Annotated in this window: 18 protein-coding genes and 1 pseudogene; 9 read left to right on the top strand and 10 right to left on the bottom strand. The window is 70.7% G+C overall.

Annotated features, from left to right (window positions below):
• Positions 1–5 precede the first annotated feature (5 nt).
• From ACIBEF_RS20970 to ACIBEF_RS20955, 4 genes are read left to right on the top strand one after another with little or no spacing between them, the layout of a single operon-like run.
• Positions 6–710 (top strand): class I SAM-dependent methyltransferase, encoded by a 705-nt coding sequence (locus ACIBEF_RS20970; protein WP_396794887.1) that lies wholly within the window; start codon positions 6–8, stop codon positions 708–710.
• Between the two features lie 40 nt (positions 711–750).
• On the top strand, positions 751–2,076 hold the full coding sequence (gene lysA, locus ACIBEF_RS20965; RefSeq protein ID WP_396794886.1) for a diaminopimelate decarboxylase: 1,326 nt from the start codon (positions 751–753) through the stop codon (positions 2,074–2,076).
• A complete protein-coding gene (locus tag ACIBEF_RS20960; RefSeq protein WP_396794885.1) occupies positions 2,070–3,194 on the top strand; it encodes a pyridoxal phosphate-dependent aminotransferase in 1,125 nt (374 codons plus the stop codon). The genes lysA and ACIBEF_RS20960 overlap by 7 nt, the downstream gene beginning before the upstream one ends.
• Entirely contained in the window at positions 3,187–4,044 is an 858-nt protein-coding gene (locus ACIBEF_RS20955) for a 2,3,4,5-tetrahydropyridine-2,6-dicarboxylate N-succinyltransferase (protein ID WP_396794883.1), read from the top strand. Before ACIBEF_RS20960 ends, ACIBEF_RS20955 begins: the two co-directional genes overlap by 8 nt.
• Positions 4,045–4,053: 9 nt before the next feature.
• On the opposite strand, the gene ACIBEF_RS20950 is transcribed toward ACIBEF_RS20955, so the two are convergent.
• Positions 4,054–4,824: a BTAD domain-containing putative transcriptional regulator gene (locus ACIBEF_RS20950; RefSeq protein ID WP_396794882.1), complete on the bottom strand. Its 771-nt coding sequence runs from the start codon at positions 4,822–4,824 to the stop codon at positions 4,054–4,056.
• Between the two features lie 656 nt (positions 4,825–5,480).
• Here ACIBEF_RS20950 and ACIBEF_RS20945 point away from each other — a divergent pair.
• Both ACIBEF_RS20945 and ACIBEF_RS20940 read left to right on the top strand, forming a co-directional pair.
• Positions 5,481–6,020, top strand: a complete 540-nt coding sequence (locus ACIBEF_RS20945; RefSeq protein WP_396794881.1) for a DinB family protein — start codon at positions 5,481–5,483, stop codon at positions 6,018–6,020.
• A 223-nt stretch (positions 6,021–6,243) separates the two neighbouring features.
• Positions 6,244–6,774, top strand: a complete 531-nt coding sequence (locus ACIBEF_RS20940) for a hypothetical protein (RefSeq protein ID WP_396794880.1) — start codon at positions 6,244–6,246, stop codon at positions 6,772–6,774.
• 61 nt (positions 6,775–6,835) lie between these two features.
• Here the strand turns inward: ACIBEF_RS20940 and ACIBEF_RS20935 are convergent, their stop codons facing one another.
• Positions 6,836–8,149 (bottom strand): aspartate aminotransferase family protein, encoded by a 1,314-nt coding sequence (locus ACIBEF_RS20935; RefSeq protein WP_396794879.1) that lies wholly within the window; start codon positions 8,147–8,149, stop codon positions 6,836–6,838.
• A gap of 84 nt (positions 8,150–8,233) precedes the next feature.
• Between ACIBEF_RS20935 and ACIBEF_RS20930 the strand changes: the two genes are divergently transcribed.
• Positions 8,234–9,121 (top strand): LysR family transcriptional regulator, encoded by an 888-nt coding sequence (locus ACIBEF_RS20930; protein ID WP_396794878.1) that lies wholly within the window; start codon positions 8,234–8,236, stop codon positions 9,119–9,121.
• A 246-nt stretch (positions 9,122–9,367) separates the two neighbouring features.
• Here ACIBEF_RS20930 and ACIBEF_RS20925 read toward each other — a convergent pair.
• The 5 genes and pseudogenes from ACIBEF_RS20925 to ACIBEF_RS20905 form a co-directional block, all read right to left on the bottom strand.
• Positions 9,368–10,020: pseudogene (locus ACIBEF_RS20925) on the bottom strand (response regulator).
• Positions 10,017–11,171: a sensor histidine kinase gene (locus tag ACIBEF_RS20920; RefSeq protein WP_396794877.1), complete on the bottom strand. Its 1,155-nt coding sequence runs from the start codon at positions 11,169–11,171 to the stop codon at positions 10,017–10,019. Before ACIBEF_RS20920 ends, ACIBEF_RS20925 begins: the two are co-directional and overlap by 4 nt.
• Before the next feature lie 14 nt (positions 11,172–11,185).
• A complete protein-coding gene (locus tag ACIBEF_RS20915; protein WP_396794876.1) occupies positions 11,186–11,935 on the bottom strand; it encodes an ABC transporter permease in 750 nt (249 codons plus the stop codon).
• Complete coding sequence (locus tag ACIBEF_RS20910; protein ID WP_396794875.1) at positions 11,932–12,828, bottom strand: ABC transporter ATP-binding protein; 897 nt, start codon at positions 12,826–12,828, stop codon at positions 11,932–11,934. Before ACIBEF_RS20910 ends, ACIBEF_RS20915 begins: the two co-directional genes overlap by 4 nt.
• A gap of 98 nt (positions 12,829–12,926) precedes the next feature.
• Complete coding sequence (locus ACIBEF_RS20905) at positions 12,927–13,922, bottom strand: DUF418 domain-containing protein (protein WP_396794874.1); 996 nt, start codon at positions 13,920–13,922, stop codon at positions 12,927–12,929.
• Positions 13,923–14,068: 146 nt separating this feature from the next.
• Between ACIBEF_RS20905 and ACIBEF_RS20900 the strand changes: the two genes are divergently transcribed.
• Together ACIBEF_RS20900 and ACIBEF_RS20895 are read left to right on the top strand one after the other, a co-directional pair.
• A complete protein-coding gene (locus ACIBEF_RS20900; protein WP_396794873.1) occupies positions 14,069–15,214 on the top strand; it encodes a sensor histidine kinase in 1,146 nt (381 codons plus the stop codon).
• On the top strand, positions 15,211–15,849 hold the full coding sequence (locus ACIBEF_RS20895) for a response regulator (protein WP_396794872.1): 639 nt from the start codon (positions 15,211–15,213) through the stop codon (positions 15,847–15,849). The genes ACIBEF_RS20900 and ACIBEF_RS20895 overlap by 4 nt, the downstream gene beginning before the upstream one ends.
• 83 nt (positions 15,850–15,932) lie before the next feature.
• Here ACIBEF_RS20895 and ACIBEF_RS20890 read toward each other — a convergent pair whose 3' ends face one another.
• From ACIBEF_RS20890 to ACIBEF_RS20880, 3 genes are all read right to left on the bottom strand, one after another.
• Entirely contained in the window at positions 15,933–16,640 is a 708-nt protein-coding gene (locus tag ACIBEF_RS20890) for an SDR family oxidoreductase (RefSeq protein WP_396794871.1), read from the bottom strand.
• A gap of 128 nt (positions 16,641–16,768) precedes the next feature.
• The gene (locus tag ACIBEF_RS20885) at positions 16,769–17,104 is read right to left on the bottom strand and encodes a DUF4387 domain-containing protein (RefSeq protein WP_396794870.1); all 336 of its coding nucleotides are present in this window, start codon (positions 17,102–17,104) and stop codon (positions 16,769–16,771) included.
• The gene (locus ACIBEF_RS20880) at positions 17,094–18,467 is read right to left on the bottom strand and encodes an acyclic terpene utilization AtuA family protein (RefSeq protein ID WP_396794869.1); all 1,374 of its coding nucleotides are present in this window, start codon (positions 18,465–18,467) and stop codon (positions 17,094–17,096) included. The genes ACIBEF_RS20885 and ACIBEF_RS20880 overlap by 11 nt, the downstream gene beginning before the upstream one ends.
• Between the last annotated feature and the right edge of the window lie 15 nt (positions 18,468–18,482).

Raw genomic sequence — 18,482 nt, 5'->3', positions numbered from 1 at the left:
CCGCTGTGACCATCGAGACCACCGACACCCGACCCGACCAACTCGCCGACCTCGCCGACTTCTACCGCTCGCGGTCCGGCGACGACGTCAGCCTCTTCGACATCTGGGAGACCGGGGGCGCGCGCGGCGACTCGGTCACCCCCTCCACCCACTCGCCGGCCTATCGGACCTGGATGCTCAAGCTGCTCAACGGTGAGCTGACGCGGGCCGGCAGCCGCCGGTTGGTCAGCCTGGGCAGCGGCAACGCGGTGGTGGAGAGTCACCTGGCCGCGGCCGGGGTCGAGGTGCTGGCGGTGGACGCGATGGCCGAGGCCGTCACCATGTCAACGGCCAAGGGCGTGCGGTCGATCGAAGCCGACGTGACGACCTGGACACCGACCGACCCGTGGCCGGTGGCCTATCTCGACGGGCTGCTCGGCCACCTCTACGACGCCCGTACCGCCACCTTGCCGATCCTGGCGCACGTCCGGAGCTGGCTCGGCGTGGACGGCCGCGGCATCCTCGTGGCCTCCAACGACGCCACCCGCGACGGCAGCCGGGTCCAGGCGGCACCGGGGGTGACCGGCTTCCACTGGCTCGCCGTCGACTACCTGCGGGAGCAGGCTCAGCTGGCCGGCTTCGACGACGTCAGCGTGGACAGCTACGTCTACCGACGCCCCCTCTCCGGCGACCGCGTCCGCTCGGTGATCATCGCCCGGTTCGGCTACTGACCCCGAATCACCCGCCCCTGGCAGAAAGCGAGCCCGACAGATGCCCGTGAGCCCCGCGTTCCAGGCACGTCTGGACGACGCCCTACCGCGCGCCGTCGAGCGTTTCGGCACACCGTTCCACCTCTACGACGAGCAGGGCATCGACGACACCTGCGCGGCCTTCGACCGGGCGTTCCGGTCGGTGGGCTACACCGAGTACTTCGCGGTCAAGGCGCTGCCCAATCCGGCGATCCTGCGCATCCTGGCCCGGCACGGCTTCGGCTTCGACGTCAGTTCGGGGCCCGAGCTGACACTGGCGCTGCGGGCCGGCGCGCGGGGCCGGCAGATCTGCTACAACTCGAACAACACCAGCCGGTCGGAGCTGACCGCGGCACTGCACGCGGACGCGCTGATCACCGTCGACGACGCAACGGTCCTCGAGAAGATCGCCGAACTGGGCACCGTGCCGGACACCCTGGCGTTCCGGGTCAACCCGGGCGACGACGCGCACCGGGGTTCCCGCCGGCACGCGGACACCTTCCTCGGCGACCCGGCCGACGCCAAGTTCGGCGTCCCCGCCGACCGGCTCACCGACGTGGTGGCGCGCGCCGTGACGCTCGGGGTTCGCACCGTGGGCCTGCACATGATGCTGGCCTCCAACTCGCTCACCGCAGCGCCGGTGCTGCTCACCCTCGAACTGCTGCTGGAGCAGGTCGTCGCCCTGCACCGCAGCACGGGCGTCGCGGTGCGGACGCTGAACCTGGGCGGTGGCATCGGTATCCCTTACCGGCCGGGCGAACCGACCGCCGACATCGACGCGCTCGGCCGGGCGCTCCGCGAGCGTCTCGACCGGTGGCAGCAGGAGTACGGCCTGCCCGCGCCCCGTCTGTGTTTCGAAAGCGGCCGTTTCATTACCGGGCCGCACGGGGTGCTCGCCACCCGGGTGGTGAACCGGATGTCCAAGTGGCGCGAGTACGCCGGGGTGGACGCCAGCATGACGGCGCTGATGCGTCCGGCGCTCTACCGCGACGCGTACCACCACATCACGGTGCCCTTCGCGCGGGCGGCCGGGCCCACGGAGTCGGTGGACGTGACCGGGCCGCTGTGCGAGAACAACGACCGGTTCGGCAGGGACCGCCCGTTGCCGGCACTGCGGGAGGGTGATCTGCTGCTGATCCACGACACCGGTGCGCACGGCCATTCGATGGGCTTCACCTACAACGGTCGCCTGCGTCCGCAGGAGCTTCTTCTGCGTCGCGACGGCAGCATCGAGATGATCCGCCGGGCCGAGGATGAACACGACCACTTCGCCACCCTCGAATTTCCGCCTGCCGTGGTGCCCGCCCCCGGGCTGGTGGCCATGTCCGGCGTTGCGGTGCCGTGCTGAGCGCCCCGCCGTCGCGCGAGGAGCTACTCGACCTGGCGCGCGGGTCGGGGTCGGCACTGCTGGACCTGTCGCTGGGGGTTCCCGCCGATCCGCCGCCGGTGACACCCGGCGAGCCGCCCGGGCAGGAACCGGCCGGCTATCCACCCAGTGCCGGGACCGAAGAGCTGCGGCTGGCAGCCGCGGGCTACCTGCGCCGCCGGTTCGGGGTCGCGCTCGCACCGGACGCCGTCGCGGCCTGCGCCGGGGCCAAGGAGTTCATCTCCACCCTGCCGCTGTTCCTGCGCGACGCCGGACTCGTCCCGCCGGGGCGTGACACGGTGCTCGTCCCGCAGCTCTGCTACCCCGCGTACGAGACCGGGGCGCGCCTCGCCGGCTTCGCCACCCACCGGGTACCGGCCGACGCCGACCACCGCATGCGGCCCGACCTGCTGCCTGCCGCGGTACGCGACCGCGCGCTGTGCCTGTGGGTGAACAGCCCGAGCAACCCCACCGGTGCGCTCGAACCGTTGGACACCCTCATCGCCTGGGGCCGACGGTACGGCGTGCTCGTGATCTCCGACGAGGCGTACACCGAGTCGACCTGGTCCGGGTCGCCACGGACCGCGTTGGCGCACGGCGCCGCCGGGGTCCTCGCCGTGCACAGCCTGTCGAAGCGGTCGAACAGCCCGGGGCTGCGCGTCGGCTTCTACGCCGGCGATCCCTCCGTGGTGGAGCGGTTGGTGCCGTGCCGCCGCGCGGCCGGGCTGATGGCGGGCGCGGCCGCCCAGCGGTCGGCCGCGTACCTGCTCGGCGACGACGAGCACGCCCGGACCCAGCACGAGCGGGGCGCCACCCGGGTGGCCGACCTGGTGCGACTGCTCACCGTCAACGGGGCGGCGGTACGGAGTCCCGACGGTGGCTTCTTCGTGTGGACCGCCGCGCCGGGCGGCGACGGCGACACCTGGGCGAGGAACCTTGCCAGTCGCGCCGGCATCGTGGTGATGCCCGGCCGCGCATACGGCCCGGCGGGTCGGGGACACGTCCGCTTCGCCGCCGTCCGCGACATCGCCGAGATCACCCCCCGGGCGGGTGCCCTGGGGCTGCTGGATTCCGACCAGAGGAGGGCGGCGCATGTCTGACGCCACCGTCGTGCCGAACGCCCCGACCGGGGCGCCCCTGCCGGCCGAGATCGACGAGCTGTGGGACCGCCGGGACACGCTGACCATCGACGATCCGGCCGGCCATGCCGTCGTCACCGCCGCGGTGGACCAACTGGACAGCGGGGTGAGCCGGGTCGCCGCCGTCGATCCGGTCACCGACGAGGTGGTCGTGGACCAGCGGGCGAAACGCGCCATCCTGCTGGCATTCCGGGTCCTCGGGCTGGAGCTGTCCGAGGCCGGGCCGTTCCGGTACCACGACCGGCTGCCACTCAAGCGCACCTTCGACGGGGTGCGGGTGGTGCCCGGCGCTATCGCCCGGTGGGGCAGCCACCACGCGCCCGGGGTGGTGCTGATGCCCTCGTACACCAACATCGGCGCCTGGGTGGGCGCCGGCACCATGGTGGACACCTGGGCCACGGTGGGCTCGTGCGCGCAGATCGGCCGCAACGTCCACCTCTCCGGTGGGGTGGGCATCGGCGGGGTGTTGGAACCGGCCTCCGCGGTACCGGTCGTGGTGGAGGACGAGGCATTCGTCGGCTCCCGGTCGATCGTGGTGGAAGGGGGCCGGGTACGGCGCGGCGCCAAGCTCGGCGCCGGCGTCATCCTGACGGCCAGCACCCGGGTCTTCGACGCGGAGACCGGGGTGGAACTGCCGCGCGGGCAGGCACCCGCGTGGTCGGTCTGCGTCGGCGCGACCCGGCCCAGGTCGTTTCCCGGTGGTGAGTTCGGCATGCCGTGCCTGCTGGTGCTGCGCCGACTCGCCGAGGGACAGACCTTCGACAAGCTCGCCATCGACGAGCTCTTCCGAAGCCACGGCGTGGCCACCTGACCGGCGTCCCTATCGGACGCCGGCCAGCACCGCGCCGTCGTTGGCCACCGTCCCGCCAGCGAGCACCGCGCACTGGGCTGCCTGCAGCAGGGGACCAGGGTCGACGCCGAGTTCCTCGGTGAGGATCCGCCGCCCCGCCTGGTAGACGTCGAGCGAGTCGGCCTGGCGACCCGAGCGACACAGCGCGATCATCAGCTGGGCCCGGAGCCGCTCCCGCAGCGGATACCGGGCGACCAGGCCGGTCAGCTCGCAGACCAGCCGGCCGTGCTCCCCGAGCAGGAGGTCGGCCTCCGCGCGGCCCTCCAGGGCCTCGAGCTGCAGCTCCTCCAGTCGTGGCCGTTCGGCTGCCGCCAAGTGGGAGGTGACGTCGGTGAGGGCGTCTCCGCGCCAGAGGAGCAGGGCGCGGCGCAGTTGCGACGCGGCCCGCTCGGGATGCCCCTGGGCCAGCGCCTGCCGGCCTGCGGTCGTGAGGCGCAGAAATTCGGCGTAGTCGACCCGCAGGTGCTCACTGATCAGCCGGTAGCCCCGCCCGACCCGCAGCAGCGGCACCTCGCGGCCCAGCTCGCGGCGCAGCCGGGAGGCGTACGTGTGCAGTTGCCCGATGGCGGTGGTGGGCGGCCGGCTGCCCCACAGCAGCTCACTGAGCCGGTCGTCGCCGACCGCGCCGTCTCTGGCGAGCAGGAGAACGGCGAGCACCGTGCGGGGCTTGGTGCCCCCCAGGTCGCTCTCCCGCATGGTCGTGGTCTGACCGCCGGACCGGTCATCGACGCGCGCCCGCACTGGCCCTAGAATATTGATGTCCATATGTTCTTCCCCCGATTTGCGCACCACGGACCGTCACGCGCTGGCGTCCGTGACCGTTCTGCCGGCCACCGGGCGACATCGTTGTGAGCGGTGGTGTGCTCACGGTAGGTCGGCGATGGCAAGGGCCGTGGCCTCGCCCGTGCGTCACCCGCGTCCACTGTGGCGCGATTCGCGGTACATGTCAGGGCGACTCGTCGGATCGGCGGGAAGGACGGTTGTGAGCAGGGGGCCGATCGGGTATGCCCCGTCGGTGGGCGGCACTGTCCCTGGTCGGCCGACCGCGGGTGCCCTCACCGGGAACCGTGTCACAGCCCCCTGGCCGGCCCGCAACGGGCTCTGGCGGCGACCCGGCCGCAGGGGAGATTGATCCGGTGCCAGGATGCCGGTCCCCGTGCCGGATGCGCACCCGCAGCCCGACATGCGGGAAGTGTTCGACATCCGACAGGAGTCCACCAGGCGGGCGGCGACGCTGATTCTGGACGCGGGCGCACCGCGTGGACGCCCTCATGGTCCGAGACAGGGATGCGGAGTGTGCGCTGGATCGGGATAGGAGAATTCCTCCCGGCGGCCGTGGGATTCGGGACACCGCAACTCGCTTGACTGGTACCGTCCGCCCGCGCTTGGGTGGCGCCGTGAGCAAATTGTGGACCGCCCCTGAGGACGACCCCAGAACCTTCGGTCAGCCCGTCGGTGAAAAGGCGACCTACCGGGAGTACCTCGGCAACTACCGTCTCACCATAGAAATGAAGTGCGACGCACTGGACGCCGAGCAGCTCGGCCGACGCCCGGTGCCGCCCAGCACCCTGAGCCTGCTCGGCCTGGTCCGCCATCTGGCTCAGATGGAGCACCAATGGTTCCAGCGGGTACTCCAAGGACGGACCGACGCGCCGTGCCTTTACCAGCACGAGGACGACCCGGATTGGGACTTCGGGGGCGCGGTCGCCGATCCAGCGGTGGTGAAGGAAGCCTTCGCGACCTGGAAGGCCGAGATCGCCAAGGCCGACGAATGGCTGGATGCCCTCGAGGAGGCCGACCTGGGCCGCGAGGTGCCGGTCGACGGTGGCAGCCACGCCACACGCGACGTGCTCCTTCACGTGATCGAGGAGTATGCGCGGCACGCTGGCCACGCCGACCTCCTGCGCGAGTGCATCGACGGGCGAACCGGCGTGTGACCCACCGGGGCGATGGGTCACCACACCTGACTGACACACACGCGAAACGCGTTCTCATGTGTTGATGGTGCTGTGTGTGCGTCGGACAACTCGCGCCGGAACGCATGGACCTGGCACCTGGAAAGCCGAGACCGCAATCAGGCCCGAACCCTCCTCGGTCGGCCGTAAGGTGGCCGAGAGACTGCCGTCGGGACATCTTCCATGCGGAAGGGAGTCGGTCGCGATGCGGGAAATCAGTGACGAGTTCTTTCTGACGATGGCAGAAGTCTCCGCCGCTCTTGTCGGCACACTTCTCGTCGGAGTCTTCTTCTACCTCGACTCCGACCGCTACAAGAACCGCCAGGGCGCAGCCGCGGCCGACCGCTACATGCGCTCGGGAGTGCGCTGGATCTTCTTGGTGTCAGCCATGCCGCTCCTCGTGCCCCTCACACTCGCCGGCCTGGAGCCGTTCTGGGGTGCTCTCACCTTCATCGCGCTCTCGGTCGTGCTGGTTGCCTTGACTGCCAACACGACCTACCGCACAGTCGCTCGCGGCGCCTCGGCTGTATCGACCGCGTTCGTCATCAACGAAGTCGCCACCACGGCCGCGGTCGTCGTCCTTGTCACGCTGCCCTGGGTGCTTGGTGGCTGGGTGCCACCGCCATCTGCCTTTGTACCCTCGCTTCTGCTGGCCTTGGGTTCCGGCTTCTTCAGCATCGTGGCGCTCGTCATGACTCTCTTCGGGCCGGCCCGGCAGGACGACACTCCTGGGTAGCACCCGCCGTGCGCTCGGTGGTCATTCATCCCAATCCGAATCACGAGCCCTGGCTGGTGCATCAAGGTCCGAACTGCGGCACCACGTCGGCGAGTGCATGGTCGAGGATTTCCAGGCCCAAATCCAGCTCCGCGTGGCTGGAGGTGAGCGCTGGCGCGATGCGGAAGACGCCGCCCATGCCCGGCAGCTGCACCACGTTCATGTGCAGGCCCAGCTCCAGGCAACGCCCTGTCACTGCCGCGCCCAGCGCGTCGGCCGGTCGTTTCGACTCCCGGTCGCTGACCAGCTCGAGCCCGACCAGCAGCCCGCGGCCCCGCACGTCGCCGACCACAGGGTGCCGTTGGCTGATCTCCTGAAGGCCCTTCCGCAGGTACGCGCCCAGATGCGCCGCCTGTTCATCGAGCCGGTCGGCCTCCAGCACGTCCAGGACCGTGTTGCCGACCGCGGCCACCAGCGGATCCGAGACGTGCGTGGTGAAGAAGAGAAAGCCGCGCTCGTGCGCGGTCTGCTCAATCTCCGGGCTGGTCACCACAGCGGCCAGCGGCAGGCCGGCGCCGAGCGTCTTGGACAGGGTCAGGATGTCCGGCACGACACCGTCACGCTGGAACGCGTACCACTCACCGGTGCGGCACAGACCGGTCTGCGCCTCGTCGAGGATCAACAGCCCGCCCCGCTCGTGCACCTTGTCGCGCAGCGCCACGAGGTATCCCGGCGGCAGGTCGATCACCCCGCCGGAGCTGAGGATCGGCTCGACGACACACGCCGCCAGGCTGCCCACCGACTGGGCGTCGAACAGCTCGAACGCGAACTCCAGCTGACGCTGCCAGTCCAGCTCTCCGCTGGGAAGGGTGAAGTCGGGCCGGTACGCGTTCGGCGTGGGGATGGCAAAGTTGCCGGGCGCTGCGGGCCCGTACCCCTTGCGCCCCGAGCTGTAGGTGGCGCTCGCCGCCGCCTGCGTCATCCCGTGCCAGGACCGGGCGAACGAGATGATTTCGTGCCGGCCGGTGACCAGCTTCGCCATCCGGATTGCCGCCTCGTTGGACTCCGCGCCGGTGGTGAGCAGCAGGACCTTCTCCAGCGGCGCGGGAAGCGAACCGGCGAGGCGGCGTGCCAGCTCGACCACGGGCCGGCTCAGCATGCCACTGAACAGGTGGTCGAGAGTGGCTGCCTGCCGCTGGATCGTGGCTACGACGGCCGGGTGAGAGTGGCCGAGGATGGCGCTCATCTGCCCCGACGTGAAGTCGAGCAGGCGGCGGCCGTCGGCGGTGAAGACGAAACTGCCCTCGGCGCGGTCAATGATCTCCCGTACGAAGCTGCCCGCGCCGATGTAGCGGACCAGGTGACGATCGGCGTCGGACCAGAACGAATCAGCCATGGACCGACGCTAGGCAGCCCGGACAGACACGTCCATCGCACATTTCCGCTGTCGCTGTTAAGCAAAGCCGTACAGTCGACGGCCATGACGCTGAATCCGTGGCGGCTGCGCCTGCTCGCCGACCTGGCGACCTACGGCACCGTCCGGGCCGTCGCGCAGCGCGGCAACCTGAGCCCGTCGGCGGTGTCGCAGCAGCTGGCCACGCTGGAACGGGAAACCCGGGTCGCGCTGCTGGAACGCACCGGGCGGAGGGTGCGCCTCACTGCGGCCGGGATGTTGCTCGCCGGCCGGGCTCGGGAGATCCTCGCAGCCATGGACGAGGCCGAGGCGGAGCTGCGCCGCCTCGCCGACGAGCCGGCTGGCACGGTCACCATGGCCGCGTTCCAGAGTGCGGTGCAGGCCCTCGCCGAACCGGCACTTGTTCGTCTCGCGGCCCGACACCCGGATGTGAGCGTGGTGTTGCTGGAGCTGGAGCCGCACGAGAGTATGCCGGCGCTGCGTCGCGGCGACGTCGACCTGATCATCACGACGGCCGACTTCGCCGGCGCCGAGCTCTCCCCGGAGATACATCTGGTGCCGCTCGCCACCGACCCGATCGTGCTCGTGCTACCCCTGGAGCATCCGCTGACCAGCGCTGAGTCGGTCGCACTGGAGGCCTGCGCGCAGCAGCGCTGGACGTTCGACGTCGCCGGCTCGTACATGTCCGAGCTGTCCACTCGGCTGTGCCGGGAGGCCGGCTTCGAGCCCGTGGTGATCTGTCGGTTCAACAACTACGTGCTGGCCCTTCAGCATGTGGAGAACGGCCGCTCGATCACCATGCTGCCGAAGCTGGCGGTGGACCCGCGATACCGGGTGGTGACCCGAGCGCTGAGCCCGCCGCTGACCCGGCGCATCACCGCCGGGGTCCGGCGACCGACCGCGTCACGCCCCGAGGTGACGGCCGTGCTCAATGCCCTGAGAGCAGGTGACTGACCTTGACCGGACCGTCGGTCGGGCCGATCTCCACACCGCGATTGTGCGTCGACGGCCCGAGCGGCCGCCGGACTGACCGACACCCACACCCGCGTGCTGTGACCCAGGCAGGCCCTGCTGGGCGGGCATCTGATCGGCGAAAGACGCTCGACGCGTGGCGCCGGCCGGAGCAGGTGAGGACGGCGCCACCAGAGCGGTCCCGTACGGCCCGATCCATGCCTTCTGGCGCCCCTGCCCTGCCGCCCGTCAGCGAGGGTGCACCAGGCCGTTGTCGTACGCGAAGATCACCGCCTGGATCCGGTCGCGGGCGCCGATCTTGAACAGAACCCGTCCGACGTGCTTCTTCACCGTCGACTCGGTCAGCGTGAAGCGTTCGGCGATCTCGGTGTTGGTGGCGCCTTGGCCGATCGCTTCGAGCACCTCGCGTTCCCGCTCGCTCAGCGTGCCCAGGCGGGGATCCTCGGACGTGCCGGCGCCGATTCCTGTAGGTAGGCGTCCATCAGCTTGCGGGTCAGGCTGGGAGCGACGACCGAGTCGCCGGCAGCCACGGCGCGGATGGCCGCGATGAGCTCTTCGGGCCGGGCGTCCTTGAGCAGGAAGCCGCTCGCCCCGGCCCGCAGCCCGGCATAGACGTATTCATCCAGTTCGAAGGTGGTCAGGATCAGGACGCGGGTGCGCGAGCCGGCCGCCGTTATGCGCCGGGTCGCCTCGATGCCGTCCATCCCGGGCATGCGAACGTCCATCAGCACCACGTCTGGGCGGCTCTGGTCGATCATCCGGACCGCCTCGGCGCCGCCCGAGGCCTCGCCTACCACGGTCATTCCGGGGGTTCCATCGAGCAGCATCTTGAAACCCATGCGCTGCAGCGGCTGGTCGTCGGCGATCAGCACTGTTGTCATGCGGGCTCCTTGAGGACGACGTCGACCACCCAGCCGTGCTCGGCCGGGCCGGCGGTCACCACCCCGCCGTACATGGCCCCGCGCTCACGCATGCCGAGCAGACCGTGGCTCGGGGCGGCGGGGGCGCCCCGGCCGTTGTCGCGCACGCGGATCCGTACCTCTCCGTCGGAGACACTGAGACTCACGTCGGCGGTCGCGCCCCGTCCGGCGTGTTTGAGGATGTTGGTGAGCGCTTCCTGGACGATGCGGTAGACCGCGAGCTGCAGCCCCTTGCTGAGGGTGTGCAGCTCGCCCGAGGTGGAGTAGGTGACTGGCAGCCCGGCTGCCCGCACGCTCGGCAGCAGCCGGTCGAGATCGTCGATGCCGGGCTGCGGCCTCAGCTGCGGATCGGTGTCCTCCCCGCGCAGCACGCCCAGCACCCGGCGCAGCTCCGCGAGCGCCTGGCGGCCGGTTTCGCCGATCAGCCGGAGCGGTTCGGCGGTCTGCTCCTGCCGCGATCTGGCGAGGGCGGCGCTGCCGTCGGCGAGGCCGACGATCACTGACACGTGGTGGCCGACGATGTCGTGCATCTCCCGGGCCACCCGGGCCCGCTCCTCAGCGACGGCCAGGCGGGCCTGCTGATCCCGTTCGATCTCGAGGCGGGCGGCCCGGTCCTCCAGGGCGATGAGGTACGCCCGGCGGGTGCGCACCGCGACGCCGGACGCGACCGCCGCCACTGTCGCCCCGAGAGCCAGCAACGACGTGAGAGTGCGGTTCTGGGTGACCGACCCGAACAGGTAGATCTCAGCGAGAAGCTGGGCCACCGTGATCCCGGACGCCCAGGCCAGCGACCGCCAGGTACCTCGGGAGGCCACCCCGAAGAGCACCACCAGCAGGATCACCCCGGCGCCGACGCTGATGCCCAGCCCGCTGAGGAGCAGGTCGGTGGCTGCGGTGGCCAGGAACGCCGGGAACGGGTACCGCCGCCGCCAGTAGAGCGGTGGCAGCAGCACCAGGGTCGCGATGGTCGCCGACAGGGGTTTCTCGATGACGTTCGGGATGCTGAAGAGCACGATCGGGACGGCTACCAGGGTGTCCGTGACCCACGGGTGGCGCCGGTCGAACGCCCGCAGCCGTGCCTGCCGGTCCACGAGCCATCCCTGCGTGCTCATCGCCCGAGTCTCCCTTACGCGTCGGTCTTCTTGAGCCGATAAGCGGCGGCAGCGAGCGTCACGACCACGTACCCGGCGAAGACCGCGAGACCGGCCCACGGACCCAGCGTGCCGTCCGTGGGAGCCAGTGCCATCACGGCGCAGCCCGCGTTGCTGGGAAGGTACGGGGTGACGGCGTCGGCGATCGAGTCTGGCAGCAGCGGGGCCAGGCCGGGCACGATCAGCAGCAGGCCGGCAAGGATGGTGATGGCGCCGGCGCTGGAGCGGACGAGCATGCCGAGCGCGACGCCGAGCACGGCGACCAGGCCGAGGTAGACGCCGGCGCCGAGCAGGGCCCGCAGCACACCGTCGTCAGCGAGGCCCGAGGCGTCGACGTTGTCGTTGAGTACGGCCGACCCTGCGGCGAAGGCGGCGAAAGCGCCGACGGTCATGGTGACGAAGGCGGCCGAGCCAGCCACGAGGCTCTTCGAGAGCAGCACCGGCAACCGGCGCGGTACCGCGGCGAGGGTCGCCCGGATCATGCCGGTGGTGTATTCGCTCGCGCCCAGGAGCACGCCGAGGACACCGACGGACAGGGCGGCCAGGACGCTGCCGGACAGGACCAGGTCCACCGAGCTCATGGTGTCGCCCGAGAAGGACGCCGAGGCGATCATGCCGAAGGCGATCAGGAGGAAGACGGAGATGCCGGTCGTGATCCAGGTGGAGCGTAGGGAGGAGAACTTGGTCCATTCGGCGGCGGTGACGCCACCAGGGGTGATCTTCATCGGGCGGCCTCGTATTCAACAGCGTCGCGGGTCAGGTCCATGAACGCCTCTTCCAACGAGGCGTTCTGCGGTGTGAGCTCGAACAGCGGGATGCCGCGGGCGGCCGCGGCCAGCCCGATGACGCGGGCGGAGGCGCCGGCGACGAGCAGTTCCTCGGCACCTGTCGAGGTGACCGTGATGCCCGGGCCGGCAATCGTCGTGCGCAGCGCGTCCGGGGCGGGCGTGACGACCCGGACCCCCTCGGCGGTCACGAAGTCGGCCACGGTGGTGTCGGCCAGCAGTCTGCCCCGGCCGATGATGACCAGGTGGTCCGCGATCCGCGAGACCTCGCTCATCAGGTGCGAGGACAGCATCACGGTGCGGCCTTCAGCGGCCAGGCCGGTGAGCAGGTTGCGCACCCAGAGGACACCCTCGGGGTCGAGGCCGTTGACCGGCTCGTCGAGCATCACCACGGCCGGGTCGCCGAGCAGCGCGGCGGCGATGCCGAGCCGCTGGCCCATGCCGAGGGAGAATGCGCCGACCCGCTTGTGGGCGACGGCCGAGAGGCCGACCAGGTCGAGCACCTCATCGACGCGTGAGCGCGGAATGCCGTTCGTCCGAGCCATGGAGAGGAGGTGGCTGACCGCCGTGCGCCCCGGGTGCACGGCCTTGGCCTCGAGCAGCACGCCGATCTCGTGCAGCGGTGCCTTCGACGATGTGTAGGGCTTGCCGTTGACCAGCACGTCGCCCGAGGTCGGCGCATCGAGACCGACGATCATCCGCATGGTCGTCGACTTGCCGGCGCCGTTGGGTCCGAGGAAGCCGGTGACCTGTCCGGGCTTCGCGGTGAATGACAGCTGGTCGACGACCGTCTTCGCGCCGTACCGCTTGGTTACCTCACGTACCTGAATCATGCTCACCACGCTAGGTCTGGGCGCAGCCCTCATCGTGGTACCGCAGTCGGCTCTTCCGATCCGCCGGTGGTACCCAGGTTCTATCGGCCGTCGCCGCATCAGGCGCGGCGGATCGGCACCCGTTGCCACCAGGTGAGGCACCGCCAGAGCCATTCGAGCGGGCCGTACCGGAACCAGCGCAGCCACAGCACGCTGAAGATCGCCTGCACGACCCCGATCGCCAGGCCCAGTCCGACGACGGCCGAGTAGGAGGACCGGGAACCGATGTCGAGCAGCGCGTCACCGGCCACGATCAGGAACGACGCGGCGACGTAGTTGGTGAGCGCCACCCGACCGAGCGGCGACAGCAGCGCGCCGAGCGGCCGTCGCAGGGCGGTTCGCATCAGCAGCAGGAAACCGACGGTGAAGAGGAAGGCGAAGGCGAGGCCGGCCGGCAGGATGCGGTAGTTGGCCGTCAGGCCGACTCCAGCCCGGAACTGCAACCAGCCCATGACCGCGGCTACCGGCACCGCGACGGCGAGGGCGAGGGCGAGGTGCCGGCCCCGAGACGGCAGCGTGTCCGGGATGCCGTACTCCGCGATCGCCAGGCCGAGCAGGAAGAGCCCCGGGATGATGAAGACACCGTTGAAGGTCAGCGCGGCGGCGAGGGTCAACACGATGCCCAGCCCGAGCGCCCAGCGCCGGGACAGGTACGACGCCGGCAGGAGCACGACCAGCCCGAACACGGCGTAGAACTTCAGCACCTCACCGGGCTGGATCAGGGTGTGCAGCGCGCCGAAGAGACCCAGCCAGAGCAGCCGGCGCAGCAGCACCAGTCGGGGCCGGTCGGTGCGCCGAGCCGCCGTCCGCAGGAAGAGCGAGAAGCTGATCCCGAAGAGCAGCGAGAAGATCGGGAACGGCCGCTGGACGAAGAGCAGCTCCCAGAGGTACGCGCCGACGTGCTCATCGGCCGGCCCGGAAACCCGGGTCAGGTGGGTCATCTGGACGATGTTGAACATGACGATGCCGAGGAGCGCGAGCCCACGCAGCGCGTCAAGTTCGTCGATGCGGTGGGGCCCAGCCGGTTGCGCCACGGGATCGGTCGAGTGTGCCATCCGTCAATGCCACCGCGGTCGTGTCCGGTCGGGACAGGCCCGGAGGTCGCCTCCGCGACCTACCTTCGTCGCGTCCCCCGGTTCCTTCGTCGCTACTGCTGTTGCTCGCCGCGCCGATCCTGGCCGGCCCGGCTAACGTGCAACGCATGAGCGCGGTGGACCGCCGGAAGGTGCCGCCGCTCGCCGTCGACGTGCTGCTGGTCGTCGTAGCGGCGGCGGCCGGCGTGGCCCGTGAGGTCGCCTTTCCGAGCGCCGGGTCGAGGCATCTCCCGGCACCCGTCTGGGTCTACGCGGTGGTGCAGGTCGCCGCGGCGGCCAACCTGCTGCTGCGCCGACGCCGGCCGTACCCGATGGCTCTGGTCATCGCCGGCGTCAGCCTGCTGGTGCCGGCGTCGGCAGTCTTCCTCGTGCCGTACGCGGTGATCGTCTACGGTCGCGACCGCCGGCGGTCCTGGGCGGTGATCGCGGTGCTCGGGGTGTGCTGGCTGCTCGGCGCGCGGCTGTGGACGGTCGACGACCCGTTCAGCGGGCCCGGACTGCTGGCCATCTCGGCCCTGCTCGGCCTCTACGTGAGTGCCCGCCGCCGGCTCGTCGCGGAGCTGCTCGACCGCGCCGAACGCGCCGAGCAGGAGCGGCTGCTCCTTGCCGAGCAGGCCCGTAGCGACGAGCGGCTCCGGATTGCCGGCGAGATGCACGACGTGGTCACCCACCGGATCAACCTCATGGTGCTGCACGCCGGGGCGCTGGGCACCAGCACCACGGATCCCGCCGTTCGCAGCGCCGCCGAGGAGTTGCGAACGACGGGCTGTCAGGCGCTGGCCGAGCTGCGCGACCTGGTGGGCGTGCTGCGGCACGGCGACCCACCGACGACCCGCGTCGCGACGGAGGACCCGGCTGCGGAGGGCGACCTGAGCGATCTCGTGACCGACTCGCGCGCGGTCGGTCTACCGGTCCGTCTCGACGAGGAGGGTGACCCGTCGGCGCTGGCACCGGCCATGCGGCGCACCCTCTTCCGGGTGGTGCAGGAATCGCTGACGAACGTGCACAAGCACGCCCCGGGCTCGCAGGTGACGGTGTCGATCCGCTATCAGCCGGATCAGGTCCGCGCGACAGTGACCAACGACCGGCCCGACCGTGCCCCCGACCCGGACCTCGCCGCCGCCGGCGGGGGCTGCGGCCTGGCCGGCCTGCGAAGTCGGGTCGACGTGCTGGGCGGCACCCTGGCCGCCGCGGCGACCCCGGAGGGCGGCTTCGTGGTGCGGGCCACCCTTCCCGGGTACGTGCCGCGATGATCCGGATCCTGCTCGTCGACGACGAACGGATGGTCTGCGCCTACCTGCGGACGATTCTCGAAGTGGCCCCCGACGTCGAGGTCGTCGGCGAGGCGTACGACGGCGCGGAGGCCGTGGAGGCGGTGACCCGGTACCGGCCGGACCTGGTCCTGATGGACCTGCGGATGCCGGGCGTCGACGGGCTCACCGCCATCGAGCACCTCAACCGGTCCTCGGCGCCACCGAGGATCGTCGCGCTGACCACGTTCGACCTCGACGAGTACGTGCTGCGGGCGATGCGGGCGGGTGCCGTCGGTTTCCTCCTCAAGTCGACGGCGCCGGAGGATCTCGTCAACCTGGTACGGGTCGCCGCCGCCGGGCACACGGTGCTGTCCCCGACCGCGACCCAGCGGCTGGTGTTGAGCCGGCACGGCGGAGAACGGGTCCGCGAACTGGTCGCCACGCTCACCGCCCGGGAGGTCGAGGTCCTCGGCTGTCTCGGCGCCGGCCGCTCCAACCAGCAGATCGCCCGACGACTGCGCCTCTCCGAGGCGACGGTCAAGGGGTACGTCTCCCGACTGTTGGAGAAGCTCGGCTGCGACAACCGCACCCAGGCGGGCCTGTTGGCGCACCGGGCCGGCATCCCGGCGAACTGAGAGCACTTCGTCGGGCAGCATGACCGCGTCCAGAGGATCCGCCCGAGGCGACCGGGACCTGATCCGCGGTGCCCCAGGCGACGTCACCTGAAGAGGTTGCCGGTGATGTCGGCGTAGAAGAGGGCGGGGTCGCCTGAGAGGGAGGCCTTGACGTTGGCGGTGGGCTTGTCGGCGATGACTTCGATCTTGCCCGCCTCCAGCCCGTCGAGAGCCTGCCTGACCACCTCGTGGGGCGGGAGCTTGGGAATGTCGATGCCGGCCATCATGTCCGTGTCGGCGATCGCCAGCGCCAGGGCGGTGACCAGAGTCTTCTGGCCGGCCAACTCGAGTCGGATGCCGTTCGTCAGGGACCACTCCGCGGCCTTGGAGGCGGCGTAGCCGTTGCTGCCGGGGGCGAAGGTGTACCAGCTCAGCGCCGAGATGACGTTGAGGATGGCGCCACCGGCCAGCCTCGGCGCGAAGGTGCGGGTGACGTTGAGGGTGCCCCAGAAGTTGGTGTCGAAGTCGTGGCGGATGTTCTCCAGGGAGGGGCCGAGCAGTGGGGCTTCGGTGGAGGTGCCGGCGTTGTTGACGAGGATGTCGAGGTCGCCCACCTTGCCTGCCGCGGCCTCGATGGACGCTGGATCCGTGATGTCCATCTGGAGGGCGACGGCACCGGGGATGTCGATGCTTTCCACGCGACGGGCGGTCGCGTAGACGGTGGCGCCGCGGGCCAGGAGTGCCTCGGCGAAGGCCTTGCCGAGCCCGCGGTTGGCACCGGTCACGAGAGCTGTTGAGCCGTTGATCTGCATGCCACCACGCTAAAACCTCACGCTAACGTGAGAGGCAAGTACTGCGAGGTGGATCACTGCCGGCACGGGCGTCCGCCGGCCCCGGCCGCGCGATCGGGAGGCTCCCGCTGACCCGGTCGGCACTGGTCTCAGTGCGACTCCGGCAGCGGGAGCATGGCCAGGGGTACATGGTGCTGCCCGGCGTGGATGTCGCGGTCGCGCAGGCTGCCCTGCGCCACGGGGCGCGGGAACGAAATCTTGACGACGTTCAGCGCCGGTATCCGGAAGATGCGGATGGCGTCAGCCGGTACGCCGTAGAGGCGGGCGATCAGCGGCGCGTCCAGGAAGCCCGGGTCGGCTACCACGGCGTACCCGGCGGTGTCGCGCATGAACAGCTCCATCGTCACCCAGAACGGGCCGGCGTTCTTCGACCGAACCTCCAGCGCGAGGTCGGCGACGGTGCGGGGGTGGGCGTTAGCGGGCATCGCTGTCCTCCGGGAGGTGGATGCGGAAGAGGCTGGTGGGGGAGTCGACGTCGACGACGTGGTTGAGGACGAACTCGTACGCTGCCCCGCGCTCGGTCTCTGCGGGGGAGTAGGGGAACGCCAGGCTGGGCAGGTAGTCCATGTCGGGCGTGGGCAGGTGCAGCATGAGCGGATTGGCGATCTTCGCGACGGCGGTGGCCGTCTGCTGATCCACGGCGCTGACCAGGAGCATCACCCCGACCTCACGGGGTGTCCGGGTGTCCGGGTCCTTTGCCTCCAGCACCGCGTCGTAGCCGTACAGGCGAATGTCGAAGGCGTAGTCGTCGGCACCGAGCCCGAGCGTCTGGGCGACCCGATCCTCGGTGACCCGGCGCAGCAGCTGCGCCCAGGTGGTGATCTGGCCGAGGATGTGCGGGTCCCGGATGGCGGTGAACGACATTGTCTCGTAGCCGGTGATCCGGGCCCCCTCAAGCTTGTTCGTGTACGGGGCCGGCTCGAACCGGGAGCCCTCCACCCGTACCCGCCGCTCGTCCAGGGCCCGGTAGGTGGCGTCGGCGACCATCAGCGTGCCGGCCGGTTCCCGCATCGAGAACGGGTCGGCGGTCTCGTAGAGCATGTGCGCCGCGACCGAGGTGGGCGTGCAGGCGACGGCCGGGTCGAGCGGCTCGATGGTGAAGCCGGTGGCGTCGATGGTGGCGAAGACACCGCTGGAGCGCGGGTTCGTGGTGCACTGCGCGCCGCACTCGATGATCTTTGCGGCGTGCCAGGTCGGGCCGGCCGGCATGCCGGCCATCAGCGGGAAGGCGGCGGCCAGGGCGGTGTCGGTGGCGCGCCCGGCCAGTACCACGTCCGCGCCGCCCGCCAGCGCCTCAGCGATCGGCTCGTGGCCCATCATCGCGACGATGTGCTGGCAGCTGTCCAACGTCGCGGGGTCGAGGTCACCGGCCGGCGGGAGCGGGTGGATCCGGCCCTTGTCGAGATGGTCCTTGAGGTCGGTGGCCCGCTGCTCGCTGTAGATGGTGGCGACCCGCAGGTCCAGCCCTTCCTCGGCCAGGATGCCGCGGGCGATCCCGGCCACCCAGTCCACGCCGGAGTCGGTGCCGCTGGTGCCGCACGAGCCGACGATCAGCGGAATGCGCGCCTTCGCCGCCGCCCGGAGCAGGAGGCGCAGGTCGCGGGCCACGGCCGCGGCGGTGGTCTTGGCCGTGCCGGTGCCCAGATAGTACGGGCCGGAGTCGGTGGACCCCCCGTCCACGGCGATGACGTCGGCACCGAGTTCCAGTCCACGGTCAACGATCTCGGGCGGGAATCCCGAGCCGAGCATGCCGGAGGGCACGAGAATGCGTACGCGGTCGCGGGTCACGGTTTCCTCATTTCG

The organism is Micromonospora sp. NPDC050795 (assembly GCF_044456785.1).
Lineage (GTDB): Bacteria > Actinomycetota > Actinomycetes > Mycobacteriales > Micromonosporaceae > Micromonospora.
The sequence above is the reverse complement of the archived record's forward strand: the minus strand, read 5'-3'. Positions and strand labels throughout refer to the sequence as shown.

Excerpts from the sequence above, each read along its gene's own strand:
- ACIBEF_RS20895 (WP_396794872.1), top strand. The coding sequence starts at position 15,211 with ATGATCCGGATCCTGCTCGTCGACGACGAACGGATGGTCTGCGCCTAC.
- ACIBEF_RS20935 (WP_396794879.1), bottom strand. The coding sequence starts at position 8,149 with ATGGCTGATTCGTTCTGGTCCGACGCCGATCGTCACCTGGTCCGCTAC.
- ACIBEF_RS20915 (WP_396794876.1), bottom strand. The coding sequence starts at position 11,935 with ATGAAGATCACCCCTGGTGGCGTCACCGCCGCCGAATGGACCAAGTTC.
- ACIBEF_RS20900 (WP_396794873.1), top strand. The coding sequence starts at position 14,069 with ATGAGCGCGGTGGACCGCCGGAAGGTGCCGCCGCTCGCCGTCGACGTG.
- ACIBEF_RS20930 (WP_396794878.1), top strand. The coding sequence starts at position 8,234 with ATGACGCTGAATCCGTGGCGGCTGCGCCTGCTCGCCGACCTGGCGACC.
- ACIBEF_RS20910 (WP_396794875.1), bottom strand. The coding sequence starts at position 12,828 with ATGATTCAGGTACGTGAGGTAACCAAGCGGTACGGCGCGAAGACGGTC.
- ACIBEF_RS20940 (WP_396794880.1), top strand. The coding sequence starts at position 6,244 with ATGCGGGAAATCAGTGACGAGTTCTTTCTGACGATGGCAGAAGTCTCC.
- ACIBEF_RS20955 (WP_396794883.1), top strand. The coding sequence starts at position 3,187 with ATGTCTGACGCCACCGTCGTGCCGAACGCCCCGACCGGGGCGCCCCTG.
- ACIBEF_RS20920 (WP_396794877.1), bottom strand. The coding sequence starts at position 11,171 with ATGAGCACGCAGGGATGGCTCGTGGACCGGCAGGCACGGCTGCGGGCG.
- ACIBEF_RS20885 (WP_396794870.1), bottom strand. The coding sequence starts at position 17,104 with ATGCCCGCTAACGCCCACCCCCGCACCGTCGCCGACCTCGCGCTGGAG.
- lysA (WP_396794886.1), top strand. The coding sequence starts at position 751 with ATGCCCGTGAGCCCCGCGTTCCAGGCACGTCTGGACGACGCCCTACCG.
- ACIBEF_RS20890 (WP_396794871.1), bottom strand. The coding sequence starts at position 16,640 with ATGCAGATCAACGGCTCAACAGCTCTCGTGACCGGTGCCAACCGCGGG.
- ACIBEF_RS20905 (WP_396794874.1), bottom strand. The coding sequence starts at position 13,922 with ATGGCACACTCGACCGATCCCGTGGCGCAACCGGCTGGGCCCCACCGC.